This is a genomic window from Stenotrophomonas sp. YJH_SMC_122 (assembly GCF_059369535.1).
The window spans coordinates 214,585-239,288 of the sequence record NZ_JCAFST010000005.1 but is presented as its reverse complement, the minus strand read 5'-3'; the positions used below and the strand labels follow the sequence as shown (position 1 = coordinate 239,288).

Here is a 24,704-nt window from a genome sequence, read left to right as displayed (position 1 = left end):
TTCACAATGGATGCGCGATGGTGGTCATGATGCTGTTGGCCGGTTGCCGTGAATCCAGCCGCGTATGCTGCACGATGATCGGCTGGTCGGATTCGACGAGGGTGGCGAAGCCCGTGCCGCGCGGCACAGGTGCCGGATCCTGCAGATCGTTGAAGCGCAGATGGCAGGTGCGCCGCGCCGGCACCGTGATCCGGTAGGGGCCCACCGGATCGCGGTCCTCGAAGTAGAGGGTCAGGGTGACATGTGCGTCCTCGTTGCCGGCATTGAGGACGCAGCATGTTTCGTGACTCTGCATCTCCGGTGACGGGCCGTTGCTCCAGGCTGGAATGTAGCCTTCGGCGATAGCCCAGCGTCGATGCCCGATGCAGGAAGCGTTCGTTTCCATGACGCCGTTTTAGCTGGAGGGGTGTTGCCATCGTGTCCAGTCCCCGCACGGAATCCGTGATGACCATCGGCTACCACGCATCGCATGAACAGTTCCCGCCCGCCACCTTGCTGGGCCTGGCGCTGCGCGCCGAACAGGCGGGATTCGAGGCCCTGATGTGCTCCGACCATTTCCACCCGTGGACGACCGCACAAGGGCAGTCGGGCCACAGCTGGGTGTGGGCCGGCGCGCTGGCGGTGCAGAGCGCGTTGACCCTGGGCATGGTGACGTGCCCGATGCTGCGCCAGCACCCGGCCTTGGTTGCACAGGCAGCGGCGACGCTGGAGCAGCTGGCGCCGGGCCGGATCTGGCTGGCGCTAGGTACCGGCGAGGCCCTGAACGAGCGCATCACCGGCCAGCCGTGGCCAGCCAAGCGGGAGCGGCAGAGGGCACTGCGCGATGCGGCCGAGGTGATGCGGCGGCTGTGGGGCGGCGAGCAGGTCGACCACGACGGTGGCTTCCAAGTGCGCCAGGCGCGACTGTACAGCCGGCCGGCACTTCCCCTGCCGCTGCTGGGTGCAGCCGTCACGGAGGACACCGCACGCTGGATGGGGGGCTGGGCCGACGGCCTGATCACGATCAGCCAGCCATTGGCGCAGTTGCAGCGCGTGGTGGCGGCGTTCGAACAGGGCGGTGGCAGGGGCAAGCCGATGTACCTGCAGGCCAAGCTCTCCTACGCGCGTGCCGAACAGGCGGCGCTGGAAGGCGCGATGGAGCAGTGGAGCGCCAATGTCCTGCCACCGGAACTGGCCGAAGGCCTGGACCAGCCCGAGCAGTTCGAGGCACAGGCCCGGTCGGTCAGTGCCGAGGAGCTGCGCCAGCACGTGCATGTCTCGGCGGATCTCGGCCAGCACCGGGCCTGGCTGCAGGAACTGCAGTCACTGGGCTTCGATCGCATCTATCTGCACAACGTGAACCGCGAGCAGGACCGCTTCATCGATGATTTCGCCGAACACGTGCTGCCCGCGCTGCGCACTCAGGCGCCCTCGGCGGCCAGCCACGTATAGCCATGGCCCTGCAGGCAACAGCGGCGATCCTGCAGCCTGGCGCCGTGGCCCACCAGCGTACGCAGCGGGCCGTGCAGGGGCACCTCTACCTCAACCGGGTCGTCGCCGAAGTTGATCAGTGCCAGTGCCTGGTGGGGGGCCTCGCCGTAGCGGAGCATCAGCAGCGCAGGTGAAGGTGGGTCGAGCGTGTGAGGACCCTGCTGCAGCACGGGATGTGCATTGCGTTGCTGCAGCAGCTCGCGCACGCGCTGCAGCAGCGAGCCGGGCGTCGCGCGTTGCGCCTCGACATTCACCGTCCGGTAACCGTAAGCGCCGTCTGCCGGAGGCACGCGCCAGGCATGCCGCGGTTGATCGGTAAACCCCGCCGCTGGTCCACCGTGCCAGTGCATCGGCATCCGCACGGCATTGCGTTCTGGCAGCTCCAGGCAGTCACCGAGGCCGATCTCTTCCCCATAGCGGATCACCGGCACCTGACCCAGCGACAGCAGTGCGGCCCAGGCCATGGCCTGCCACGCGGTGTCGCCGTCCAGCATGGGCGCCAGCCGGCGGCGGATGCCGCGGCGATAGATGCGCATGCCAGGTTCGGGCGCGAAGCGCTCCATCACCGCCTCGCGTTCGTCCGGCTCAAGCTGCTCCAGGTCAAGCTCATCATTGTTGCGCAGCCAGGCGATGCGCGTGTGCGGCGGCGCCTGCGGTCCGTATTCGGCCATGACCCGGGCCACTTCACTGGCGTCGCCGCGCGCCAGGGCCAGGAAGAAATGATTGTTCAGATGGAAGTCGAGCAGGTGCGAAAGCCGCCGGCCCTGGCACAGGAAGTCACCGTAGCGGGGCGCGCTGACATCCGCTTCGCCGATCAGCGGCAGGCCTGGCTGTTGCGCATCTACCGTGGCGCGCATTTCCTCCAGCAGCCACAACCCGTCGTCGCGCGGGTCGGCGTGGCGGGCGCGCTCGACCATGTACGGGACCGCATCCACGCGGAAGCCGGCCACGCCGCGCTCCATCCAGAACGTCATCATCCGCAGCAGTTCGTCGCGTACCGGCGCATGGGCCAACTCCAGGTCTGGCTCGTGCCGGTAGAACATGTGACGGTTGAACGCGCCGGCCTCGGCGTCCCATGTCCAGGCAGACGCCTCGATCGGTGGGAACATCGGCTGCAGGCCGTCGTCGGGCACGTGGTCGCTCCACAGGTACCAGCGGCGCCATGCCGGGTCGCCCCGCCGCGCGGCGACGAACCACGGGTGGGCGCTGGCAGTGTGCTGCATCACCAGCTCGACGATGATGCCGATACCGCGTGCGTCGGCAGCATCGACCAGGTGCTGGAACGCGGCCTGGTCGCCAAGGCGCGGATCGATGCGGTAGTGATCGGTGACATCGTAGCCACCGTCACGGCCGGCGTTGCAGTAGAACGGCAGCAGCCACAGGTGGCTGACACCGAGCCACTGCAGGTAGTCCAGCTTTTCGGTGATGCCATCCAGCGTGCCCCAGCCGCGGCCGTCGCTGTCGCGGAACAGGTAGGGGTCGACCTGGTAGATCGCGCGAAGCGGGCGCACCGCCATGGGGCTTCTCCGTCACTGTCCACGGATGACCAGCCTGCTGTGGCGCGTGGCAGCGGTTCGTGAAACGGACGGCACCCTGTCGTGACATGGCATCCACGGACTCTGCATGCGCGGGCGCGCACAGTGAACGCTCATTCCCGGCGCCGAGGAGGCTTCCTGCATGGCCCGACGCAAGACGCTTCGTATTGCCACGTTCAACGTCAACGGCATCGGCACGCGCCTGCCACAGCTGCTGGACTGGCTGCACAGGGAATCGCCGGACGTGGTTGCCCTGCAGGAACTGAAGGCGACCGACGCCGCGTTTCCGGCTGCGTCATTGGAGGAGGCTGGGTACGGTGCACTCTGGCAAGGTGAGGCGCGCTGGAACGGCGTGGCACTGCTGGCACGGGGGGCCACGCCGGTCGAGAGCCGCCGTCGATTGCCCGGCGAGCCCAGCGACACGCAGAGCCGCTACCTGGAGGCGGCGGTGCACGGGGTCATCGTGGGTGCCCTCTACCTGCCCAACGGCAACCCGCAGCCCGGGCCCAGGTTCGACTACAAGCTGCGCTGGATGGCGCGCCTGATCCGGCATGCGCGCAGCCTGGTCGAGCTGCCGCACCCGGCGCTGCTGCTGGGTGATTTCAACGTGATTCCCACCGAAGCCGACGTCTACGACCCCAAGGCCTGGCGCCGCGATGCGCTGTTCCAGCCCAAGGTGCGCGAGGCCTTTGAACGGCTGCTGGCGCAGGGCTGGACCGATGCGTTGCGGAAGGTGCACGGCAACGCCACGATCTACACCTTCTGGGATTATTTCCGCCAGCATGCCGAGCGCGACCGTGGGTTGCGCATCGATCATCTGCTGTTGAACCCCGTACTGGCGGAGCGACTGAAGGACGCTGGCGTCGACCGCTGGGTACGCCTGCAGGCAAAGGCCAGCGACCACGCGCCGGCGTGGGTGACGGTAAGCGCGTGATCAACGCGCGGTTGGGTCTTCGCGTCGCTCGCGGCGTACCCGTGCGCGGGTGCGGTACAGGCGGCTGTCCGCTTTCTGGATGGTGTCGGCCACCGGCTCGCCGGGCGTGCTGATGGCCGCACCCATCGAGAACGCGCTGGGCGAGAGCGCGGCGTGGTCCTGGTACCAATGCTCCAGTTCGCTCAACCGGCCGTCCGCAGGCGCAACCAGTACCACCATGAATTCGTCGCCGCCCAGTCGCACCACCGTCTCCTCCTTGCCCAGCGGTGAGCGCAGGAACGTGGCGAACTCGACCAGGACGACGTCGCCACGCCTGTGGCCCTGGGTGTCGTTGATGTGCTTGAAATGGTCCAGATCGAACATCACGCAGGCCCAGCGCTCTTCAATCAGTTCATCCAGCCGGTGCAGGTAACGCCGGTTGTAGCACTGCGTGAGCGGATCCTTGAAGGACATCTCGCGCAGCTGCTGCTCCTGCATCCGCAGTGCGGTGACGTCCTGAGCATGTCCCAGCACGTAGGGCGGGCTGGCTTCGTTGTCGAGCACGTTGTGATACGCCCAGTAGTGGCGCGTTCCCTCCGCGGCGATCAGCTCGATCACGCCGGCGTCGGTGTGGTTTGCCTGGATCCGAGCGAGGTAGGCCTTGAAGCCCTCGCGTTTTTCCGGCGGCATCAGGTCACACAGGCTGCGCCCGACCATCTGGCTTTCCTCGAAACCCAGCGATTGCACGGCCGCCGGATTCACCGAGGTCAATGTGCCGTCCAGGGTGTGGGTGCAGATCAGGCCCAGGCTGTAGTGGAACAGTCGCCGGTAGCGGGTTTCGCTCGCTTCCAGCGCGTCGAGCGCGGCTCGCTCGTCCGTGATGTCCTGGATCGCCCCGACCAGGCGCGGATGCCCGTCGACCTGTTGCCGGCTGCCGACCACCCGGGTCCAGATCGCGCGCCCGTCGGCGGTGGTCATTGGCAGCTGCACCTCCCAGGACGTGCCTTCGTCGATGCAACGCTGCACTGCTGCCCGGATGATGTTGCGGCTGTCTTCGCGATAGAACGACAGCGCGGTGTCGAGCGTCGGTTCAAAGTTGCTGCGCACGCCGTGCAACTGCTTGGTCTCGCGGGTCCAGCGCACTTCGTTGGTCACCAGGTCCATCTCCCAGCCGCCCACCCGGGCGGCGCGGTTGGTGCGCTCCAGGAAGTCTTCGCTGCGTTTGAGCTCGCGATGCAGCGCCTTGGCCTGGCCCACCTGTGCCATCAGCGTGCTGCGCTGCTCCAGCACCTGGGTGGTGACCCGGGCAAGGTGCACCATCAGTTCGCGCTGGGACGGAGACAGCACGCCGGGCATCGGATCGAGCAGGCACAGCGTGCCGATACGTGCGCCGTGCGCCGAGCCCAGGGGGATGCCAGCGTAGTGGCGGATGCGCGGCCCACCTGTCACCAGCGGATTGGTGGAGAAACGTGGGTCCTGGCGCGCATCGGGTATCTCGAACAGCTCGTCCTGGCGTATGGCATGGGTGCAGAAGGAAATTTCGCGGGCCGTTTCGCTGACGCCCTCAAGGCCGATGTTGGCCTTGAACCACTGGCGGTCTTCGGCCACCACGCTGATCAGGCCCATGGTCATGCCGGTTGCGGCGCGGGCGGCGGCGACGATGGCATCGAACACCGGCTCCGGCGGCGTATCCAACAGGTGCAGTCGTTCGATTTCGAGCAGTCGTTCGGCTTCGTCCATGGCGCTTTTCAGGGCTGGGTGGCGAGGGCGCTTGCGGCAGCTGTCTGGGACTACGCTAGTGCGCACGGCGTTATGTATCGCCATGGCGGGGTGATGCCGATGTGAGGCGGGCGCGCCGGTTCAGTGCTCGCGCAGCGACGCCTGCAATGCGGTTGCCAGCGCCGCGTCTCCGGACACCAGATCCTGCCAGCGCAACGCAATGCCCTTGCGTCGCCCCTTCTCCACCAGCTTCAGGCCGTCAGGGGCCACAGTCAGGGTGTAGGGCTGGCCATCGATCTCCAGTTCGCGTCGCAACGGCTTGTCGAGAGGTGTCATCAGGGTTTCCTCGCGGGGGCGGAGATGCGGCGTCGCCGCACCGATACGTGACGGTGGTCGCGGACGTGCCATCGCCAGGGGAAATCGACGGCGCGCGAGATTCCGATCCGTGGACCAACTTCCGGGTCGGACGGAGGCGGGGTGCCATCGCTGGCGATCACGATGCCATGGCTGCCTGTCACCAGATCGGCGCCGTCGAAGCTGCGGTCCAACCCGAATGCCTGCGAGAGCTTGCCGGGGCCGCTGGCCAGATCGTGGTCGCGGCGCGCGGCGGGACGCAGCTCGTGCATGCGCTCCAGGCCCGTCAGCGGTTCGACGGCCCGCAGCAGCACCGCCACGCCTTCACCGACCTCTCCGCAGACCACGTTGCTGCCCCAGTGCATGCCGTACGTGAAGTAGACATAGAGGTGGCCGGCCTCACCGAACATGCTGGCCGTGCGCCGCGTTGGCCCGCGATAGGAGTGCGCGGCGGGATCGTCGCTGCCGGCATAGGCTTCAACCTCGACGATGCGGCCAGTGCGACCATCGTCGCGCACCAGCAGCTTGTTGAGCAGCTCCGGCGCAACGTCGGTCGATGGACGCCGGTAGAAGCGGCGCGGCAGGATCTGCAGGGAGGCGGGCAACCAGTCCGGCACGGTGGTGGCAGGCTCGGGTGAAATACCGTGGCACTGTGGCATCGATCAGGTGAAACGGGCGCAGACGCCGCGTCATTCCGGCGCAGGCGGTGCGGCCAATGCAGCGCGCCGGGCGGCATACACCTCCGGCGTCTGCGGCTTGATGAACAGTGCCACCAGTTCCGGATACTCGCGCTTCACCGCCGTTTCGATGCGGGTGATGCAGGCTTCGATCTGCGGGGTCCGGCGGTCATCCTCGAACTCAGCGCTGAGCATGGCCACGACCTGTTCCGGGCCCATCTGCATGGTGGTCACGCCATTGGCGCGGCGCAGATCCGGATCGGTTTCGGCCACCGCCATGATCCGCTCGGCCACTGCGGGATGGGCAGGTTCTCCGACCAGCAGGCCCTTGGTCTCACGGGCCAGGAGGAACGCGGTGGCGGCCAGCACGCCGGCGATGCACAGCGACGCAACGCCATCAAGCACCGGCATGTCCAGCACCTGCGCGGCCACCAGGCCGATCAGTGCGAAGCCCAGCCCGAGCAACGCAGCGCTGTCTTCCAGCAGTACGGTGAAGGTGGAAGGATCCTTGCTGCGGCGGAAGGCTTCGAAGTAGCCAAGTTTGCCTTTGGTACGCCGGAACTCGCGCAGCGCCACCCACCAGGAGGCACCCTCGAACAGGATGGAAATGCCCAGCACGCTGTAGCTCAACGCATGGTTGGTGGCCGGCTCCGGCCTGCGGATGTGCTGGATGCCCTCGTAGGCCGAAACGCCGGCACCGGCCGCGAACACCAGCAGGGCGACGATGAAGCTCCAGAAGTACAGCTCGCGGCCATAGCCGAACGGATGCAGGGAATCCGGCGCCTTGCCGGCACGGCGCAGCCCGTACAGCAGCAGAAGTTCATTCAGTGTGTCGACCAGCGAATGCACGCCCTCGCTGAGCATGGCCGAGCTGCCGGAGATGCCAGCGGCGATGAATTTGGCGATCGCAATGGCGAGGTTGCCCGCGAGCGCGGCATAGATGACAAGGCGGGAACCAGTGGGAGCGGACATTTCGGTGAGCGGGCGGGGCGGACGCCTGATCTTCGCGGTCGCCGCGTGCCCGCTGCGTGCACGCTACGCTCAACGCCCCTTCGGATTGAGATACAACCGCGCACCGTCGGATTCACGGAACCCGGACCAGCGGCCACCGCCTGACGCGCGGAAGCGCCCGAACACTGTGTTGCTGGTATCGGTGAGGAGCAGCTGGTTGCCCGACAGCACCCAGCGGTTGGCCGAGAAGAAGCCGTCCGGGCAGCCGGTGGGAACGTAGGCGCTGTAACCACCGAACCACTCGATGCTCTTCAGTTCGATGGTGCACGTGCTGCCGTTCTCCTGGCCCAGCGTCCAGCTGCCGAACAGATCGCCTTCGCGCACGCCGCGGCCGCCGCGCTGGCGGTCGTGGTCCCAGTCATCGTTGTTGTCGTGGAAGCCGAAGTCCACGTCCAGCCCCTTGCTTTCACTGCGCGACTCGGACTGCGAGCTGCCGCTGGTGGTGGTCTGCGTGGTCACCGCGCCACTGCTCTGGGTCTGGGTACTGCTGGATTGCGTGGTCTGCTCGGTACGGGTGGCCTGTTCACCGAAGCCGAACGACGCGTCCTGGGCAAGGGCGGGCAGGGTCAGGAAGCACAGGACGGACAGGCAGGCACGGGCAGGAACGGCGGCCATCGCAGGATCCTCGGCAGGGTGGACCGCGCGAGTATCGAGCCGGTGGGGCGGGAGACGGCGTGAGGACGCGCCCAGGGGCGGGCGTGCCAAGAGTCGGCGCTGTTCGCTGACGGGTCGTGCCGGCCGCTGGCCGGCTCCTCTTTGGCGCCCAGAGGCCGAAGGCATGCCGGCCAGCGGCCGGCACGACCCGCAGCCAGGCACGGCCTCGCTCTATTCTTCGGGTTTCACCCGAGCGACCCGTTTCCGGTACTCGTACACATTGTCGCCGCGGATACGCTTTTCCTCGGTGCCGGTAACCCGGCCGACCTGCTGGTCCGAGCCGGTGACCGGCTTGGCTTCGATGGCGGTCTCGTGCTCGAAGGAGTGCGATTTGTCGGTGTTGCGGTAATAGCGGTACAGCGCCCAGTACAGCGCGGTTGCGCCGGCTGGACCTGCCGCCAACAGCCAGAGGCCACTGTCGTCGCTCATGTCGATGCCACCAGGAAGGCTATTGCGAGGGCTTCAATGACGGTGCCGGCGGCCAGGGCCGCCAGCAGCATCTTCCATTGCTGCACGGGCACGCTGCCCATGGTTTCGCCGGTACGGCCGTTCACCGCGATGTAGTGCAGCATGCCGCCGTTCTTGCCGGGCTGGTGGTAGGAGTACAACCACACCGGCAGGTACATCGAAACCCAACGAGTGCCATGCACCTCCAGCTGTTCCTGTTCCCAGCGCACGCCACGGTTGTAGCGCCTCACCGACCCTTCCACCTGCGCACGGGCGATCGACAGCAGCTGGTCTTCCAGCCGCGGCCGCAGCTTTTCCACATCCAGGTTGCGTTTTTCAGAGGTGAAGCCGGCCAGGTACGAGGCGTTCCACTTCACCGCGTTCTTGGTGTCGAACGGCAGGATGGTGTTGATGATGTTGTTGGTGTTGGCGCGGGTATCCAGATTGCCGCGCTCGGCCGAGGATTCCAGGGGCAGGTCATCAACCGTGAAATCCACCTGGCGTTCGACCTGGTAGACATCGGCGTCGTACAGGGTGCGCTTGTTCTTCTCGGTGCCGACCGTGTATTGCCGGGTCTGGATCTCGCCCTTGCCGGCCACGGCCGCGCTGACGTTGCTGTCCACGATCATGTAGGGCAGGAACACGCCCACCACGTTTTCCGGGGTGAACTGCTCCTTGAACGCCTTCAGCGCGAACATGCGGCGCTTGTCGACGAACTGGCGGATGCGCGCGACCGCATCGTCCTTCTTGATGTGGAAGGGCAGCACCGCGTCGGGCACCGCACCATTGCTGATCTGTTCGTTGACGCCGAAGACGTGGCGGCACCAGTGGCAGCGCGCCGTCATCGTGCTTTCGGTGTTGACCGTGACTTCGGCGCCGCAGCCCGTGCACTTGAACGTCATCAACGCCGAGGTGTCGGCATCGATGTTGCGTGCACCGGAGGCGATGACCGTGCCACGCAGCTGGTCGATGGCCTCGCCCAGCCCGAATTCCTCCTCGACCCGCGCGCCATGCCATTCGTGACGGCAGTACAGGCAGACGAGGATATCGGTGCCGGCTTTGGGCCGGATGTCGGTGGCGCCGCACTTCGGGCAGCGGTTGAGGCCGTCCTTCAGCTCGCTGGCCGAGGTATCGATGGCCACGGGATCGGGCGCTTCCACTTCATCGCGGATGGCCTGAGGCAGTTTCGAGGTGTCCAGCGGGAAGCTGCCGGGCAGGGGAGGGACGTCCTGCGGCGAACCGGGCCCATCCAACGACGCCGCCGACAAGGGCGGCGGCGTTGCGGGCGCGGATCCGGGCAGCGGCGGTGGGCCGTTTCTGGGATCGGACATGTGGGTTGTGCGTCCTGCTGTTACAGGCCCAGTGCCTTGGCTTTCAGGGCGTCATAGTCGCCCTGGGTGATCAGGCCCAGGTCCAGCATTTCCTTGGCCTTCTTCAGCTTGGCCACCGGATCGTCGGCAGCCGGCGTGACCGGCTGCTGCATGCCGCCGACACCGAACATGCCCGAGGCCATGCCGACACCGACCAGGCCAGCCGCACCGCCGTTCTCGCCGGCCGACTGGATGCCCTGGGCGACGCTCGCCTGCAGGTTGGAATTGCCGCGCGAGCCGGACAGCGCATCGGCGCGCTGCACGGTCTTCAGCAGTTCGCGGGTGTTGGCGTCGTACTCGATCGAGACAATGGCGGTCTTGACGATGGCCAGGCCGCGATCCGACTTCCACTGGTAGCCCTGCTCGACGGCGGCCGACAGGCTCTGTGCAAAGCCCAGCGAGTCCTGCTGCAGCCTGGTGATGCGGTTGCCCTTGCCCGGATCGTTCGTATACAGGCTGAAGGCCGGCGCCAGCGAGCCGACCACTTCATTGAACAGCTGGCTGGCGGCGGCGTTGTCCAGGTCGGTGAAGTCGAACACCTGGCCCGGCTGCAGGTAGCTGGCCGGCACGAAGTTCTTCACGAACAGGATCGGGTCGACGATCTTCAGCGTGTACGAGCCACGCGTGACTGCACCCACCTGGGTATTGAGGAAGCCGTCGTCCCAGTAGATTTCCGACTGGGTACCGAAGCGGTTGTCCGGCAGCTCCTTCAGCGAGACGAAATAAGCCGCCTGCTGCGAACCGGGCTGGCCGCCGAACTTGAAGCGTTCCCAGCTCTGCTTGATGAAGGTGCTGACCAGGCCGTCACCGGCGAAGATCGATTGCGAGTTCAGGTCGTCCGAACGCCACTCGTAGCCGCCCGGTTCGGCGACGAACGCGGTGATCGCACCGTCCTGGAACAACAGCAGGCCGTAGCCCTCCGGCACGACGATCTTCGAGCCGTTGGTGATGATGTTGGACGAGCCGTTGGTGTTGGAGCCGCGGCCGGCGTTGGTGCCGCGCGGCACCGCCGCGAACAGGGCCGCCGTCGAGGGCAGGCCCGTGGGCACGGTGTAGAAGTCCTTCCACTGGTCGGCCAGCACACCACCGACCGCACCCTTCACCGCCTGTACCAGACCCATGTCCAACTCCCTGTGATTCGAGGGCAGGCACCATGCCTGCCGAGCTGGGCTGAATATAGCAGCGGGCAGGGACCGCTGTGGTGCCGGAAGATGAATCCAGGCCCTGCCGGGGCGCAGGATCGCGCCTGGCGCTGTCTCTACAACATGTACGGGATCTTGAACGCCAGCGTGAAGTCCGGTGCATCCGGGGTCAGCCCGATGCCGAGCAGGGTGACCAGTGTGGTGTGCTGGTTGAGCGCGTACGTCACGCCCAGATTCAGTGATGCCGCGTTGGCGTCGCTGCCGATCACTTTCATCCACTTCCCGCCTTGGAAACGGGTGGATGCGCGGGCGCTGATGCGGTCGCTGAAGGACAGGCTGAGGCTGGTGCGCTCGTTGAACGCAAAGGCCACGCCAGCGCCGAAGTAGACCGCGCCGCCGAGCTTCACGTCACCCGGGTTGACCGTGTCGGGGTTGCTGTCGATATCACTGAAACCACGCGGGAACGAATGCACATAGCCGACGTTGGCGAACAGGATCGCCGGATCGGCGGTCTTGACCATCGACAGGCCCACATTGGCCTGCCACACGCCATTGCCGGTGGGCTGTTCCCTGGGTACGGCGAAGCGGATGTAGTCATCGTCGTCGCGCTCGATCACCTTCCAGTCCAGACCGTAGGGTGCGCGCCCGGTAGGGGCGGTGACTCCGGCGGTGAGCACCGTTTCCGGGCGCCAGCCGCGTTCGCCGAACAAACGGTAGTTCGCACTCAAGCCGATATCGCCCAGCCCGTTGCCATTGGTTTCTTCCTGCGCGATCGCGGCCGCCGCACCGCCGGCGCCGCCCTTCTGGTAGACGGTGCGCCGCGCCAGGTAAGGCACGTCCAGGTTGAGCGTCAGGTTCGGGCTGACACCCCAGCGCGCGGCCAGGTTGTAGGTGAGCGAATCGGATTCAACGTTCTCGATGGCGATGTTGCCGAGGAAGATCGCGTCCAGCGCCAGGAAACCATTGAGAGTGAGCTGCTTGCGGTCGTAGCGGGCGTAGGTGAGGCTGTTCTCGACGGTGAAGCGGCGCGAGAACAGCGCCGACTGCTGTTGTTTCACATCATCCACGCTGCGCCGCGATTCCTGCTTCGCCTGCTGTGCCTCGGCCGCCGTGCTGGCGTAGCCCTCGCTACCCTGCGATGCCTGCAGCGTCGAGCCATGCTCGGCTGCCGCGCCCGTTGCCGCCGCCGTTGCCGGCCCGGTGGACCCCGTGCGTCCACTCAATCGCGCCTGCATCGCCTGTACCTGCATGTCCAGTTCGCGCAGCCGCCGCACCTCCTGTGCGTAGTTGGATTTGAGCTGCTCCAGCTGGTTGGCCAGTGCCTGCACGTCGGCGCCATCGTCCGCCGCCGGTGGTGCGGCAAAGACGGTGCCCGCCAGCGCCGCCAGCGCCAACGGGGTGATCCTCTTCAAGGTGTGCATGTTCGTGTCCTGCGTTGTGGAGCGCTTCCCCCAACGCCGTGCCGTGGTGCTAGCGGCCCGGCCCCATGCCGCGGTTCATCGCAATCGCCTGGGCCACGTTCTGGCTCAACGGCAGGTTGCCGCCCGCGGTATCCCGCACCAGTTCCAGCCGCAGCTGGTTGCTGGCGATCTGGCCGTCACCGGCCAGGGCGATGCCCTGGCCGACGCTGCCGTTGCGTATCCATTGCTGGACAAGCCCCTGGCCATCTGCCTGCAACAGCAGGCGTGCCTGGTTGCCGTCGAGCACCGCGGAGGCCGAGAGGCCTGCGGCCTGCGCACTGATCGAATGGGCACCGTCACCCGGCAGGGCCGGCACCGCGCCATTGCGTACCACCAGCGTGGTCGCATTGCGGGCGACGTTGCCATCGCCGGCCACCTGCATGCTCTGCACCAGGCCGCTGGCGTTGGCCAGGCCGCTGCTGTCGATAAGGCGACCCTGCGTGTCCGGCAGCGGCGCGTCTGCGGCAGTCACGTGCACGCTGGGCTGGAAGCTCAGTTTCGGGCTGCCGCCGCCGCGGAAGTCCATGCCCAGGGTCAACGCACCCTGCAATACATTTCCGTTGGCGGCCTGCCACTGCGAGACCATCGTCACCCCGAACCACGCGACGGTATTGCCGCCCACGGTGTAGCGGCCGCGCAGCAGGTTGAGTTCGGAATCCGGAATTTCCTTCAGGCCGCGTCCCGGCGCAGCATCCGCCGCCTGCAGGGGCAGGGCGGGGCTCGCCAGCAGCAGGAGCATCAACAGACGGTGGCGGAACATGGCGGAACCTCCTTCAGAACAGGTCGGCGTGGCTGAAGCCGAAATCGACCAGTTCGGCATCGGTGATCGGCCCCTGTCGCGCGTAGAGCGCGCGGGCGCTGGGCCGTTCGCTGGGTTGCAGCAGGACCGTGTTGCGATCGAAATCACTGCCGATCACCACGAATACGGCACGCGATGGCCACGCGGCGAGGAATTCAGGCAGCGCCAGGCTGCGGTTGCCAAGGATGGGATCAGCCACCTCGACCACGCCGCCGCGCACCTGCTTGAGCACCACGAAGTGGCGGAAGCCGCGCACGTCCATCAGGACAAGACCAGGAACGCGAAGCGTGCGCAGGCGTGCCTCATCGATGCGATAGCCGCGCCCGCGCATGCCCAGCGATTCCACGTAGCGCTTGATGTCGAGCAGCGAAAAGCCACGCTCGGCCACCAGCGCCGGGTCGGACACCCCCATCACCCCTTCGATCACCGTCGCCTCGTCGGTGTCCAGGTGGTAGGCATGGCGCAGGAGGGTCGCCAGTGCGGCCGCTCCGCAGCTGTAATCGGTGTGCTGGCGTACCACGTTGCGGTAGCGCCGTTCCTGCATGCTCTCTACCTTCTGCTGCAGCAGCGCGCCATTGGGCAGTACGCCGGCGAAGCCGACGTCGCCCGCCCGCGCGGACGCGCCGCCCAGCAACAGCAGGCAGGCCAGCAGGCGTATCGAGAGACGGTGGCCGAACATCGCATTCTCCGGCAGCAAGGGGGAGCCCCTGTCCCAAGGGGGAGGAGGAACAGGGGCTCCCGGGGACCCGGCCATTGGCGGACGGCCGGGGTGTTGCGCTTACTCGCCGCTGCCACCACCGCCGCCGGTGCTGGGCTGGGCGACTGCCAGGGCCAGGCTGTTGGCCTGCAGGTTGCCGGTGCCCGCGGCCACGTTCACGCCGATGTTGCCGGAGGCGCCGGAGAAGGCACTGCCGGACAACGCCGAGGTGTTGGTCGCATCCACATTCACCCATCGCGTGGTGCTGACGGTGCCGCTGAGGCTGGCATACAGGTCGGCCACGCCCAGTTCGACGAACTGGCTGGTGCCACTCTCACGCGTATCGAAGCCCAGGCCACCCACCCCCGGCCGGTTGGGGTTCATCGTGGCGTTCTGGATTTCGTCGTCCAGATCGATATGGCCGGTGCTGCTGCCACCCGGGTGTGGCAGCTCCCCACTCCAGGTATCCAGATAGTAGTTGGCCATCTGGTAGGCGTTGCCGGTACCGCGGTAGGTGCCGGCGCCATAGGCCAGGGTCAGGCCGCTGACGCCGCCACGCATGCCGACCTGCACGGTATCGGTGTAGGACTGCACGAAGCCGGCGTTGCTGACCGTGTTGCCGGTGGAGACCTGGTTGGAGCTGATGCTCGACTGCGCCACCGCGGTGGTCGCGACCGACGCCGCCAGCGCGTTCTTCTGCTCGTTGTTGTTGCCCGAAGCAATGTTGACACCGATGTTGCCTGACGCACCGCCGAAGGCATTGCCACCGAGACCTGCGGCATTGGTGACGCCGGAGTTCATGGTCGCGTTGCCGAAGCCGGCCTGGTTGACGAACACCTCGGCGTCGGCCATGCCGAAGCTGAAGGACGCGTCGGCGGCGGACAACGACGCGGCATTGTCCTGGGCGTTGTTGTCGCCCGATACCACGTTGAAGCCGAGGTTGCCGGAGGCACCTGCACCCACGCTGTCACCGATGGAGGCACTGTTGGTGACCAGGCTGTTGCTGGTGGCGTTGTTGCTGATCGACTGGCGGTTGTCGATTACGGCGATGGCCGCAGAATCGAGGTCGATGTCGCCGGTGATGTTCGGGTCGCCGGAGAAATTGATGTCGGTACCCAGTCGCAGGTCCTTCTCCAGGTTCACGTCGACGCCGTGGTTGTTCTTTTCCTTGCGTTCGTCGGCCTGGATGTTGCTGTGCTTCTGCACATTGACGTTGACGGTGCGGTTGCGCACGTCGTTGTCGGTGTGATTGTGGGTGTCGTTGCGGGTTTCGCTGACGGTGTGGGTGTGGTTGATGTTCGCGTTGGCGTTCTGGTTGTCCCAGCCATTGGCCGCAGCGGCGGTCGAGGCAGTGGCAATCGCCATGGCGAGCATGGTCCGTTTGACGGTCGCTTTCATGGTGCCCTCTCTCTCATCAGGTGGTGCATCGGTTGGGTGGTTGTCACGGGCGGTCCTGCACGACCAGGCCCAGCACATTGGCCGTGTCATTGCCGCTGCCCGCGATCTGATTGAGTTGCAGGACCCCGTCGAATCCCCGCAGCGCGGTGCTGGTGACACCGGCGCTGCGGGTGCCCGTCGCGACGCCGCGACCGGCGTCGTCCCGCCCCCCTGCCAACGCGGAACCCTCGGCGGCCAAGGCCGTATCGTCGGTTTCGCGTATGCCCTGTCGGGCCAGTGTCGCGCTGACGACGTTGAGCGTCGTGTTGGCGATGCCGCTGGCCTGGTTGATGGATGCGATACCGCTGGCACCGGCCAGCGCCTTGCCATCGATGACGGCGGTGGCGTGAACCGGTGCACCCAGCACGCGGTCGCCACCGCGCAGTTGTCGGTTGCCGATCGAGACGTCGGCATGTTCGCCAGTGGCGATGCCGCGCAGGTTGGCCTGCAGATTGAGGTCGCCGGCCGCCTGGTTGACCGCGATGGCGCCGTTCGCGCCGGCCAGTGCATGGCCGTCGATGCGGGCAACGTCGAGGTAGGCGAGCATGCCGCTGTAGTCATCGGCCTGCGCGATCAACGGCGTGGCAGGCAGGATCAGCAGCAGCCAGTGCGCCCGCCTCACTTGCCACCTGCCGGGGCCATGCCCTGCAGCGGGAACTGGCCGAGAGCGCCGCGCACGGTATCGCCGATGCCGCGGGTACTGTTGCCGACCGCGCCGAGCGGGCCGTTCATGGCGCCACCGAGGCTGCTGCCGACCATGCCGTCACCGCTGCGGCCGAGCGTGCCGCCCAATGCCTGCTGCGTCACACGTTCGACCGTGGTGCCTGCGGGTGTGGTGGCTGTGGCGGCGTGACCTGCCCCCATGCCTGCGTAGTCCTCATCGCTCAGCTCGTCCATCCCGTTTGCCGGGGCACCCGCACCGAGGGCCGCCGCGATCTCGCGCTGGGGTTTCGGGTCGGCGATCAGCGCCATGCCGGGCGGTGCCATGCGATAGGCCGGGCGTGCGGACACATCACGCAACAGGACGATTTCGCCCGGTTGAGCCTTCACGCCCTGGCGTGCACCGGAGGCAGAGGCGCTCGCGCCAACCGACAGCAGGGCCACGGCCAGCGTTGCCAGCAGGCCGCGAATGGGGGTGATGCCGTCCATGCCGATCTCCCGTGGTGGGTGCGGCGGAACCACGCATCAACCGTGCCAACCCTGCAAGGCTTGGCTGCCATGGCGCCAGGTGGTGGCAGACGCAGGGGGTCTGCTGCCGCGCTGTTACAGCGGCGTCGGAAAAATGTTGGGATTGCGCTGTACCAAGCGCCGCAGGGCAAGGCGGGCGCCCGACTGTCACACGGGTGTTACAGGTGCCGTCGCGGACTGTAACGATGCCGCTTCAGCCGGTGCTCTCTTGACGCGGCGCTCATTGCGCCGCCGTTTAGCGCAGCGCTAGGATCCGCCCATCAAAGGCCGCTGCGGCGGCTGTAGAGGTCCCGGCGGAGGGCGGCACGCCGGTGATTGCCTGACAGTCCGCCGACGGTGTCCGGATGCTGGGGGAAGCATGGCGGCGGTCCCGGAGGCTTCTACATCGCGTTGCGTGCTCTGGTTCGGCGAGCCGCTGGCGAACGAGCGCAGCGCGCTGGCGGCCGCAGGCTGGTACGTGCGCCGCATCCATCCCGACCCGGCGATGGCGATCGGGCTGCGCGGGCGTGATCGGCTGCTCGCTGTGCTGGATCTTCGCCATCTGGATACGCCCGCGCTGCAGTTGCTGGCGCCATGGATCGAACAGCACGCGCATCTGCCCTGGCTTGCGGTGCTGCCACCCGGCGCGGGGCCCACGCCTGCGGCGTGGCAGCCCTTGCTGCAGCGTTGCATCTCGCGGTTCACGCTGCCTTTCGGCCTGCAGGACCTGGTGGCTGCGATGCGCCAGCAGTTCGACGCAGATGATCCTTCTGCCAGCGAGGTGTGCGGCGGCCAGGGGCCGCGCACACTGATCGGCGAGAGTCCTGCGTTGCATGCGGTGCGCATCGTGCTGCACAAGTTTGCGCCGGTCGAACTGCCAGTGCTGGTCACCGGCGAAACCGGCACCGGCAAGGAGCTGGCGGCTCACGCGCTGCATGCGTTGTCCGGCCGTGCGGGCAAGCCGTTCATCGCGGTCAACTGCGGTGCCATTCCGGCCAACCTGGTGCAGTCGGAGCTGTTCGGCCACGAGCGCGGCTCGTTCACCGGCGCCGACAAGCGGCAGATAGGCGTATTCGAAGCCGCACACGGCGGAACCGTGTTCCTCGACGAAGTGGGCGACCTGCCAGCGGAGGCGCAGACCAGCCTGCTGCGCGTGCTGCAGGAAGGCACCTTCGAGCGCGTCGGCAGCAGCCAGCCGCTGCGGGCGGATGTGCGGGTACTCGCCGCCACCCACGTGGAACTGGAACACGCGGTGGCGCAGGGTCGGTTCCGCAGTGATCTCTACTATCGGCTCAATGTGCTGCGCCTGCTGATGCCGCCCTTGCGCGAGCGTGGCGCCGATGTGCAACTGCTGGCCGAGCACTTCCTGCGCTGCTTCCGACTGCGCCACAGCGTGCGTGCACGTGGCTTCGCACCCGCTGCGCTGCAGGCGATGCGACGCTTCGGTTGGCCCGGCAACGTGCGTGAACTGCTCAACCGGGTGCAGCGGGCGGCGATCATGGCCGAAGGCGAGCTGATCAGCGAGCGTGACCTCGAACTGGGTGGGCCCGGGCATGCGCCGCCGGGGGCGATGCTGCACGATGCCCGCGGCCAGGCCGAGCGCGATGTGCTGCTGCAGACCCTGCGCCAGACCGGCTACAACGTCTCCGAGTGCGCACGGCAGATGCAGATCTCGCGGGTGACCGTGTACCGGCTGTGCCGCAAGCATCGGCTGGAGCTGCCGGCGCAGCGCTGAGTGCGGATCATGGTTCGCCCGAACGGTAGCGGATGCGGTACAGGTCCAACCCCGCACCGTCTGCGCGCCGCGCCGAATAGGTCAAAGTGTCAGGTTGCGAGCCATCCAGCATCGCACCGTAGCTGTCGCCGGAGGCTTCGTTCACCGGGGAGGGCAATGCATGGCCCGCGTCATAACGACCTCCACGGTCGTAGGAAATGAACTGGCGCACCGGTGCAGTGGCGAAGTCCAGGGCGCGGGCAAACACCACCGTTCGGCCGTCGCCCAGGAAGGTGGCATCGAACTCCTGCGCTGCGGTATTGAGGTCACCCGCCAGCGGCCGTGCCGGCTGCGCGACGCCGCCGATCATCGCCGCGCTGTAGAGGTCATGGCCGCCGGCACCGCCCGCACGATCGCTGGAGAACAACAGCGTACGACCGTCCGGCGAGAGCATCGGCGCGAACTCGTCGGCCGCACTGTTTACCGCAGGCCCGAGATTTTCCGGTTCGCCGAATCGACCGTCGCGTCCAATCCTGACCCGGTACAGATCGTCGCCGCCCTGGCCGCCTGCGCGGTCCGAGCAGAAATACACCACACGGCCATCGGTGGAAAAGGCGGGATCGAAGTCACGTCCCGGCGTGTTGAACGAGACCGGCGTCGCCGGCCGCCAGCGCTGTCCATCGTGGCGGGAGACCCAGATGTCATACCCGCCCGGACCGCCGGGCCGGTTGCGGCTGAACCACAGTGCGGTCTTTCCATCTGGGCTCAGGGTCAGTCGAATTTCGTCGTACTGCGTGGATGCAACGCCCGGCGCAAAGCGTTCAGCGGAGCCGACGATCTGCAGCACGCTTGAGGGAGTCGCAGGGGGCGACGCAGCAACCAGCAGCATCACGGCCAGCCGCGCTTTCATGCCTGCCGCTCGAAGTCGCTGACCCAGTTGGTTTCCCAACTGCGTCCCCCATCGGTCGAAGCCGCCTGTTCCCAGCGCGCCGAACGCGGGGTGATACGTGACCAGATCACCCGCGTCTGGATCGCGCGACCGTCGTGCTGGTCCTCGCCAAAGAAGCGACCGACGCCGGCCTCGAAACCACCGCGCAAGGGCGCGCCGATCCGGGTCGGCTCCCGGCCATCCAGCCACCAGCTCAGCCAGTGCCGCTCAGCGGCGCTCCAGGCGCGGATGCCCATGCCGCGCAGCGGTGCTCCCGGCACGTCCATCAGGTTGTCGCCCACGTTGCCGAATCCTCCCAGTACCGGCCAGTTGTGCAGGGTGCCGTTGAACGCGTCCCACGCATCACTGCCCGCCAGCCGAGCGCGCAGGCGACGATGGCGCACGTTCCAATGGCCCACCAGGAAATCAAAATCGCGCGGTGCATCCGGCAGCTTCGGAAGCGGAGAAGGGGCTGCCGCAGTGCGCCGGAACCAGTTGCGCCAGTTCACTTCCCAGTGCGCGCCGGCATCGTCGGAGAATGCCTGTTCCCACCAAGGCTCCTCGCCATGGATGTCATGCCAGCGGAACCAGACGTCGATGGGGCGTCCCTTGAAATCATCACGACCACGGAAGCTGCCGCCGTCGCCCTCGAAGACGCCGCGCACGGGCGCTTCGATATGAGCAGGGGTGCGTCCATCGATCCACCAGATCGACCACGTGGAAGACACCGGATCAAAGGCACGCACGCCCAGGCCCCTGTAGGGACCCGAAGGCAGCGCCATGACGTTGTCATCGATGGTGCCGAGCCCGCCCAGGGAGAGCCAGACCGCGCTGGCGCCGGTGAAGGCTTCCCAGCGGGTATCACCCACCAGGCGCTCCTTCAGGCGTTGGTGCCGGACCCGCCAGTTGCCCTGCAACCATTTCCAGTCTTCGCTGTGGCTGGCCAGGGGCCGCCCCGAGGGCAAGGCGCTTGAGGCTGCCACTGCGGCCAAGGTGGCCAGGAACTGCCGTCGATCCATGTGCGTGATCCCTTGCCGGAAGTGCCTCCATCGTTGCGGGTGCGAGGGGGATTGACCACGCAGATATCCGGGCTCAGGCTAAGCCACACTTATGGTGACCCAACGCCAGCTTCCATCGCTTGTCGCCATCCGCGCCTTCGAAGCGGCGGCGCGGCTGGGCAGTTTTGCCCGTGCCGCCGAGGAGCTCGACACCAGCGCGGCATCGGTGAGTTACCACGTGCGCCGGCTGGAGGCCCAGACCGGCACCTGCCTGTTCCTGCGCCATGCACAGCATGTGGAATTGACCGCCGCCGGTGCGAGCGTCGCAGTGGAGGCCACCCGGGCCTTCGACGCGCTGCGCGCCAGTTTCATGCGTGCCGCTGACATGGATGCGGCGCGATTGCGCCTGTCCGTCTTGCCCACGCTGGGCACCAGCTGGTTGACGCCGCGGCTGGGCAGCTTCCGCGCCCGCCATCGGAACATCGTGCTGGAACTGGACCTGTCGGCAGAGCCGCAGGACCTGGCCGCCGGGCGTTTCGATGCCGCCATCCGCAACGGGCATGGTGCGTGGCCCGGGCTGCAGGCCACGCCCCTGTTCCCCAGCATTTTCACCCCGTTGTGCGCACCGGCGCTGCTGCCGGCGGCGGCCGGGCTCGGTCGCCGGGCGCTGGACATTCCGCTGCTCGGCAGGCCCGACTGGTGGGCACTGTGGTTCTCCGCACATGGTGCCGTTCCGCCGCCGGCCGAGGAGAGCCTGGTCAGCCCCTTTGCGTTGGAGCATCTGGACGTCGGCGCGGCCATTGCCGGGCAGGGCATCGCCATTGCTTCGCCAATCCTGTTCCAGGCCGAACTGGACAGCGGGCGCCTGGTGCAGGCGCATCCCGGTGTGGCCAGCGACGGGCGTGGTTTCTGGTTCGTGGCACCGACGGCGCGCAGCCGGAGCGCCAAGGTCATTGCATTCGGTGACTGGCTGGTCGAGCAGGCCGCGCAGGCCAGGCATGCGGCGCGACATCATCTGGCGCGCACGGTGACGGCATGAAGCAGAGCCCTGAACTGCTGCGACGCCTGCTGCGTGCCAAGGACCGGATGGACCATGCCAGCCACGAGGACTGGCCGGTGGCCCGCCTGGCCGAAGTGAGTGCCGTATCCGCGGCGCATTTCGCGCGTTCGTTCAAGCAGGCATTCGGGCTGCCGCCGCACCGCTACCTGCTGAGCCGCCGCATTGAACGGGCCGTGGCGCTGTTGCGTGACACCGACCTGCCGGTCACCGAGATCGCCGCGCAGACCGGCTGGAGCAGCCTGGGCACCTTCGGCCGCATCTTCCGTGACATCACCGGCGACAGCCCCGGCAACGTGCGCGCACGCGAACGCCGGCACCCACCGCTGCGCGGCGCCGTGCCCGAATGCCACGCGCGCGCCGCGCAGCGGCCCTGCCTCGACACGTCCGTGCTGGAACAACGCCGCCGTGGCGCGCCGCCGGTGGTGCCCGCCGCGGAGCGTCAGGCCGGTACGACAGGGGCGGCACGGAGACGGCCGGCATCGACCGCGGGATCGCTTCCGGCGAGCGCACCTTCAAGACCTGAAACATCGGTGTCCAGCAGGCACGTCGCAAACATGAGGAAGCGGTAGGCGTCGGCAAAGTTCGACCCGAGCCCGAATGAAATCCTGACCGCGCCGCAATCTCCCTTGTCCAGGATCTTCTCATCGAAGGCGGTGCAGTCGAGGATCTTCCCGGTCTTGTCCAGTTCGCAGTGCTCGGCACCTGCGGTGGCATAGGTTGCCTGCTGGACGGCCCCGAGGTTGCAGAAACATCCATTGCGCAGGGTGATGCCGAAGCGGTCGGCCAGGCGCTTGATGCGGGCATGCGGCATGATCGAGCCATAGCAGTCGAAGAAGTTGAGCATCACCGTCGCTCCTTTGTGCTGTGCCGGCGGGCCGTACACGCGGCACAGCGGTGTGTCGCCGCGCACGGTATGGCGAAGCGCGGCAAGGCGCGCCTCGAGCCACCGGGCCAGTGCACCGGAACGCAGCGCCAGGGCCTCGACGCCGCCCATCCGCGCCACGAAGGCAAAGCCCCGGGCGATCGCCGGGAACGCGGCGTAATTGGGTGTTCCGATCTCAAAGCGTTGCCCGGCATCGCGATACAGCAACCGCTCGGTGGGCGACCACGGGCCCGAGTAGTAGCAGACGCCGCCACCGGCAAAGGACGGTGGCCTGAGCAGTTGCAGTGACGAGCGGCGGGCAAGCAGGCAGCCTGCGCCGGTGGGGTAGCCGAAGATCTTGTAGAACGAGGCCACCACAAAGTCCGGTTGAAGGGCGCCGCAATCCAGCCGCGCCTGCGGAACCAGTGCGGCAGCGTCGCACAGCACCATCGCACCATGCGCCCGCGCGCGGGCGATCCAGGCCAGGTCATGTCGCGCACCGGTCGCGTTGGACTGGGCGGGAAAGGCGAGCAGATGCGGGGCGCCATCGCCCAGCCGCTGCAGCGCACGCTGCATCAGGTCCCCGTGCAGCAGCAGGTCGTCGTCCAAGGGGATGTACTTCACCGAGGCGCCCTTGGCCCTGGCGTATTCGCGCAGGCCATGCACCGATGTGTGATTGTCCTTGGTCAGCAGCAGCTGCGTGTCCGGCTGGAAGGGAAACGATTCCGCCACCAGCCGGATCGCGCTGCTGGCGTTGGCAGTGAATATCACCTCGTACTCGTCCGGCGAACAGCCGAAAAAGGCGTAGATTGCCTCTCGTGCCTGCTGGTAGGCGGCCTGCGAGGCCTTCGATCCGCTGTGCGGATTGCCCAGGATCGCGTGTTTCAATGCCTGCAGGTCCTGTTCGAGCAGGCTTTCGGGTGGCAGGGTTCCGCCCACATGATCCAGGTACGTCACGTGCTGCTCGTCCAGCCGTGCGTACTCCTCGTTGCGCATTTTCTCTACCGATGCGTCGGGGAAGCCCGGATGCTCGGTCAGGAACTGCGCCCTGGCCGCGGTGAATGCATCGAGCGCCTGCGCCTCGTGCGCAGGGACGGCGCGCTCGGCGCCCACGCAGGGCGCGCGATGGGTCAGCTGCTGGCACCGCAGCAGCGGCGAGAAATCGGGGGGCGTGATATCCAGCGTCGTGCCCGCATGGGCCGGATCAGCCTGGCCGCGCAGCAGCCATGCCTCCACCCGATAGCGCTGGTCAGGCACGTCCTTGCGGAACTGCGCGAGCATCAGGTCCAGGTAGTGCTCGCGGGTGCCGGTGTCGCACTGGTTGAACTCCTCGAGCAGGATGCAGGCGTTGAACAGGAACTCGCGCGCGCCGGCCGCATCCAGCGAGAACGACAGGGGATGCAGCCCCGCAGGCAGATCGTTGGCCCTGGACAGGCCTTCGATCGCGAAAGCCCGGGTGATTGGCGACGGGTCGGTCAGGCTCAGCGCAGCGTCCATCAGCCGCGAGGGCATGCCGAAATGCAGCTGCGATTGCTGGCGGGTGAGTTCGAAGAGCTGGTTGTAGTGGAACATCGTGGCATAGACACGCCCGCCCGGCCGCAGCACGCGGCGGAACTCCCTGGCCACGCGCGCCTTGTCCGGCGGGAACATCAGGCCGAAGCCACAGACAATCACATCGAAGCTGTTGTCCTCGAACGGAAGCTCTGCCATGTCCACGTCGGCCAACAGCGGAACGTGCTGCTGGATCTCCGGGCTCAGGACGCGCCGGGCCATGTTCACCGCGATCTGCGACAGATCGCTGGCCACCAGCCGCAGGCCCCGTGGCCGCGCAAGATCCTCATACAGGCTTGCGGTGATCACCCCGGTGCCGCAGGCGACTTCCAGCACGTCCCTGACCACGAATCCGCCATCGATGTCGCTGGCGACTTCGCTGGCCAGCAGCTTCCCGTAAGGGTGGAAAATGCGAGGACTCAATACCCGCTCATAGAATTCCATGAAGGTACTGAGTGACCAGCGGCTGTCGGACACAACTTTGCATTGGCCTTGCGCTACGTCCTGCATGGTGCGCTCCCTGGCAGCGTGATGGTGCCGATGGACCGGGCTGGCGCGGTTATCGCATGCGTTCCTGTGTGCGTGCGTGATTGGCATCACATTAAGTGGACTTAATCATCCGGTGGATTATCCGCTGTGCCGATCTGCGTATTCATGCGCCCCGGAGGCGCCATTGACCCCCGGTTTCTCCACGCTGGGCGTCGCGGCCACTGGCGCAGTTTTGGAGAAGCGGCGCCGG

23 protein-coding genes and 1 pseudogene are annotated in these 24,704 nt (G+C 67.1%); 5 read left to right on the top strand and 19 right to left on the bottom strand.

What is annotated here, in order from left to right; translation table 11 throughout:
• Position 1: 1 nt before the first annotated feature.
• Positions 2-385, bottom strand: coding sequence for a sensory rhodopsin transducer (locus tag AC5P66_RS09480; protein ID WP_049410857.1), 384 nt, complete (start codon positions 383-385; stop codon positions 2-4).
• Positions 386-444: 59 nt separating this feature from the next.
• Between AC5P66_RS09480 and AC5P66_RS09475 the strand changes: the two genes are divergently transcribed.
• Positions 445-1,431, top strand: a complete 987-nt coding sequence (locus tag AC5P66_RS09475) for a TIGR03885 family FMN-dependent LLM class oxidoreductase (RefSeq protein ID WP_111096285.1) — start codon at positions 445-447, stop codon at positions 1,429-1,431.
• Here AC5P66_RS09475 and AC5P66_RS09470 read toward each other — a convergent pair.
• Positions 1,401-2,987: an alpha-amylase family glycosyl hydrolase gene (locus AC5P66_RS09470; protein ID WP_111096284.1), complete on the bottom strand. Its 1,587-nt coding sequence runs from the start codon at positions 2,985-2,987 to the stop codon at positions 1,401-1,403. The two genes, AC5P66_RS09475 and AC5P66_RS09470, sit on opposite strands and share 31 nt — an antisense overlap.
• Positions 2,988-3,147: 160 nt before the next feature.
• Between AC5P66_RS09470 and AC5P66_RS09465 the strand changes: the two genes are divergently transcribed.
• Entirely contained in the window at positions 3,148-3,939 is a 792-nt protein-coding gene (locus AC5P66_RS09465; RefSeq protein WP_111096283.1) for an exodeoxyribonuclease III, read from the top strand.
• Here the strand turns inward: AC5P66_RS09465 and AC5P66_RS09460 are convergent, their stop codons facing one another.
• From AC5P66_RS09460 to AC5P66_RS09395, 14 genes are all read right to left on the bottom strand, one after another.
• Positions 3,940-5,658 carry a sensor domain-containing diguanylate cyclase gene (locus AC5P66_RS09460; protein ID WP_495216249.1) on the bottom strand — a complete coding sequence of 573 codons (1,719 nt, stop codon included), beginning with the start codon at positions 5,656-5,658 and terminating at the stop codon, positions 3,940-3,942.
• Between the two features lie 120 nt (positions 5,659-5,778).
• Positions 5,779-5,973 carry a hypothetical protein gene (locus tag AC5P66_RS09455; RefSeq protein WP_111096281.1) on the bottom strand — a complete coding sequence of 65 codons (195 nt, stop codon included), beginning with the start codon at positions 5,971-5,973 and terminating at the stop codon, positions 5,779-5,781.
• Entirely contained in the window at positions 5,973-6,608 is a 636-nt protein-coding gene (locus AC5P66_RS09450; RefSeq protein WP_111096318.1) for a DNA-3-methyladenine glycosylase, read from the bottom strand. Before AC5P66_RS09450 ends, AC5P66_RS09455 begins: the two co-directional genes overlap by 1 nt.
• Before the next feature lie 72 nt (positions 6,609-6,680).
• The gene (locus AC5P66_RS09445; protein WP_049438394.1) at positions 6,681-7,640 is read right to left on the bottom strand and encodes a cation diffusion facilitator family transporter; all 960 of its coding nucleotides are present in this window, start codon (positions 7,638-7,640) and stop codon (positions 6,681-6,683) included.
• A gap of 69 nt (positions 7,641-7,709) precedes the next feature.
• Positions 7,710-8,294: an AprI/Inh family metalloprotease inhibitor gene (locus tag AC5P66_RS09440; protein ID WP_111096280.1), complete on the bottom strand. Its 585-nt coding sequence runs from the start codon at positions 8,292-8,294 to the stop codon at positions 7,710-7,712.
• Between the two features lie 210 nt (positions 8,295-8,504).
• Entirely contained in the window at positions 8,505-8,762 is a 258-nt protein-coding gene (locus AC5P66_RS09435; protein WP_049410834.1) for a hypothetical protein, read from the bottom strand.
• Complete coding sequence (locus AC5P66_RS09430; protein WP_111096279.1) at positions 8,759-10,111, bottom strand: TFIIB-type zinc ribbon-containing protein; 1,353 nt, start codon at positions 10,109-10,111, stop codon at positions 8,759-8,761. The genes AC5P66_RS09435 and AC5P66_RS09430 overlap by 4 nt, the downstream gene beginning before the upstream one ends.
• Positions 10,112-10,131: 20 nt before the next feature.
• On the bottom strand, positions 10,132-11,271 hold the full coding sequence (locus tag AC5P66_RS09425; RefSeq protein WP_111096278.1) for an SPFH domain-containing protein: 1,140 nt from the start codon (positions 11,269-11,271) through the stop codon (positions 10,132-10,134).
• Between the two features lie 137 nt (positions 11,272-11,408).
• Positions 11,409-12,713, bottom strand: coding sequence for a transporter (locus AC5P66_RS09420; RefSeq protein WP_111096277.1), 1,305 nt, complete (start codon positions 12,711-12,713; stop codon positions 11,409-11,411).
• Between the two features lie 49 nt (positions 12,714-12,762).
• Positions 12,763-13,512, bottom strand: coding sequence for a hypothetical protein (locus AC5P66_RS09415; protein WP_111096276.1), 750 nt, complete (start codon positions 13,510-13,512; stop codon positions 12,763-12,765).
• 13 nt (positions 13,513-13,525) lie between these two features.
• The gene (locus tag AC5P66_RS09410) at positions 13,526-14,230 is read right to left on the bottom strand and encodes a C39 family peptidase (protein WP_111096275.1); all 705 of its coding nucleotides are present in this window, start codon (positions 14,228-14,230) and stop codon (positions 13,526-13,528) included.
• A 99-nt stretch (positions 14,231-14,329) separates the two neighbouring features.
• On the bottom strand, positions 14,330-15,646 hold the full coding sequence (locus AC5P66_RS09405) for a FapB/FapC family functional amyloid domain-containing protein (RefSeq protein ID WP_111096274.1): 1,317 nt from the start codon (positions 15,644-15,646) through the stop codon (positions 14,330-14,332).
• Between the two features lie 43 nt (positions 15,647-15,689).
• Positions 15,690-16,307, bottom strand: a complete 618-nt coding sequence (locus tag AC5P66_RS09400) for a FapB/FapC family functional amyloid domain-containing protein (RefSeq protein WP_049438400.1) — start codon at positions 16,305-16,307, stop codon at positions 15,690-15,692.
• Positions 16,304-16,834 (bottom strand): FapA family amyloid fibril periplasmic chaperone, encoded by a 531-nt coding sequence (locus tag AC5P66_RS09395; protein WP_049438401.1) that lies wholly within the window; start codon positions 16,832-16,834, stop codon positions 16,304-16,306. The genes AC5P66_RS09400 and AC5P66_RS09395 overlap by 4 nt, the downstream gene beginning before the upstream one ends.
• Before the next feature lie 397 nt (positions 16,835-17,231).
• On the opposite strand from AC5P66_RS09395, the gene AC5P66_RS09390 reads away from it, so the two are divergent.
• Positions 17,232-18,587: a sigma-54 interaction domain-containing protein gene (locus tag AC5P66_RS09390; RefSeq protein ID WP_099487150.1), complete on the top strand. Its 1,356-nt coding sequence runs from the start codon at positions 17,232-17,234 to the stop codon at positions 18,585-18,587.
• A 7-nt stretch (positions 18,588-18,594) separates the two neighbouring features.
• Here AC5P66_RS09390 and AC5P66_RS09385 read toward each other — a convergent pair whose 3' ends face one another.
• Together AC5P66_RS09385 and AC5P66_RS09380 are read right to left on the bottom strand one after the other, a co-directional pair.
• The gene (locus tag AC5P66_RS09385; RefSeq protein WP_099496001.1) at positions 18,595-19,476 is read right to left on the bottom strand and encodes a TolB family protein; all 882 of its coding nucleotides are present in this window, start codon (positions 19,474-19,476) and stop codon (positions 18,595-18,597) included.
• Entirely contained in the window at positions 19,473-20,513 is a 1,041-nt protein-coding gene (locus AC5P66_RS09380; RefSeq protein ID WP_099496000.1) for a hypothetical protein, read from the bottom strand. Before AC5P66_RS09380 ends, AC5P66_RS09385 begins: the two co-directional genes overlap by 4 nt.
• A gap of 91 nt (positions 20,514-20,604) precedes the next feature.
• Here AC5P66_RS09380 and AC5P66_RS09375 point away from each other — a divergent pair, with 91 nt between their 5' ends.
• Together AC5P66_RS09375 and AC5P66_RS09370 are read left to right on the top strand one after the other, a co-directional pair.
• Positions 20,605-21,531: a LysR substrate-binding domain-containing protein gene (locus tag AC5P66_RS09375; protein ID WP_049410792.1), complete on the top strand. Its 927-nt coding sequence runs from the start codon at positions 20,605-20,607 to the stop codon at positions 21,529-21,531.
• Positions 21,528-21,965, top strand: a pseudogene (locus tag AC5P66_RS09370) (helix-turn-helix domain-containing protein); the annotation flags it as partial. The gene AC5P66_RS09375 and the pseudogene AC5P66_RS09370, both read left to right, overlap by 4 nt.
• 26 nt (positions 21,966-21,991) lie before the next feature.
• Here the strand turns inward: AC5P66_RS09370 and AC5P66_RS09365 are convergent.
• On the bottom strand, positions 21,992-24,562 hold the full coding sequence (locus AC5P66_RS09365; protein ID WP_495216257.1) for an aminotransferase class V-fold PLP-dependent enzyme: 2,571 nt from the start codon (positions 24,560-24,562) through the stop codon (positions 21,992-21,994).
• Between the last annotated feature and the right edge of the window lie 142 nt (positions 24,563-24,704).

Coding starts and splice junctions, on each gene's coding strand:
- AC5P66_RS09435 (WP_049410834.1), bottom strand. CDS start 8,762: ATGAGCGACGACAGTGGCCTCTGGCTGTTGGCGGCAGGTCCAGCCGGC.
- AC5P66_RS09385 (WP_099496001.1), bottom strand. CDS start 19,476: ATGAAAGCGCGGCTGGCCGTGATGCTGCTGGTTGCTGCGTCGCCCCCT.
- AC5P66_RS09410 (WP_111096275.1), bottom strand. CDS start 14,230: ATGTTCGGCCACCGTCTCTCGATACGCCTGCTGGCCTGCCTGCTGTTG.
- AC5P66_RS09475 (WP_111096285.1), top strand. CDS start 445: ATGACCATCGGCTACCACGCATCGCATGAACAGTTCCCGCCCGCCACC.
- AC5P66_RS09465 (WP_111096283.1), top strand. CDS start 3,148: ATGGCCCGACGCAAGACGCTTCGTATTGCCACGTTCAACGTCAACGGC.
- AC5P66_RS09390 (WP_099487150.1), top strand. CDS start 17,232: ATGGCGGCGGTCCCGGAGGCTTCTACATCGCGTTGCGTGCTCTGGTTC.
- AC5P66_RS09480 (WP_049410857.1), bottom strand. CDS start 385: ATGGAAACGAACGCTTCCTGCATCGGGCATCGACGCTGGGCTATCGCC.
- AC5P66_RS09405 (WP_111096274.1), bottom strand. CDS start 15,646: ATGAAAGCGACCGTCAAACGGACCATGCTCGCCATGGCGATTGCCACT.
- AC5P66_RS09395 (WP_049438401.1), bottom strand. CDS start 16,834: ATGGACGGCATCACCCCCATTCGCGGCCTGCTGGCAACGCTGGCCGTG.
- AC5P66_RS09440 (WP_111096280.1), bottom strand. CDS start 8,294: ATGGCCGCCGTTCCTGCCCGTGCCTGCCTGTCCGTCCTGTGCTTCCTG.
- AC5P66_RS09455 (WP_111096281.1), bottom strand. CDS start 5,973: ATGACACCTCTCGACAAGCCGTTGCGACGCGAACTGGAGATCGATGGC.
- AC5P66_RS09445 (WP_049438394.1), bottom strand. CDS start 7,640: ATGTCCGCTCCCACTGGTTCCCGCCTTGTCATCTATGCCGCGCTCGCG.
- AC5P66_RS09460 (WP_495216249.1), bottom strand. CDS start 5,658: ATGGACGAAGCCGAACGACTGCTCGAAATCGAACGACTGCACCTGTTG.
- AC5P66_RS09420 (WP_111096277.1), bottom strand. CDS start 12,713: ATGCACACCTTGAAGAGGATCACCCCGTTGGCGCTGGCGGCGCTGGCG.
- AC5P66_RS09415 (WP_111096276.1), bottom strand. CDS start 13,512: ATGTTCCGCCACCGTCTGTTGATGCTCCTGCTGCTGGCGAGCCCCGCC.
- AC5P66_RS09430 (WP_111096279.1), bottom strand. CDS start 10,111: ATGTCCGATCCCAGAAACGGCCCACCGCCGCTGCCCGGATCCGCGCCC.
- AC5P66_RS09425 (WP_111096278.1), bottom strand. CDS start 11,271: ATGGGTCTGGTACAGGCGGTGAAGGGTGCGGTCGGTGGTGTGCTGGCC.
- AC5P66_RS09470 (WP_111096284.1), bottom strand. CDS start 2,987: ATGGCGGTGCGCCCGCTTCGCGCGATCTACCAGGTCGACCCCTACCTG.
- AC5P66_RS09375 (WP_049410792.1), top strand. CDS start 20,605: ATGGTGACCCAACGCCAGCTTCCATCGCTTGTCGCCATCCGCGCCTTC.
- AC5P66_RS09380 (WP_099496000.1), bottom strand. CDS start 20,513: ATGGATCGACGGCAGTTCCTGGCCACCTTGGCCGCAGTGGCAGCCTCA.
- AC5P66_RS09365 (WP_495216257.1), bottom strand. CDS start 24,562: ATGCCAATCACGCACGCACACAGGAACGCATGCGATAACCGCGCCAGC.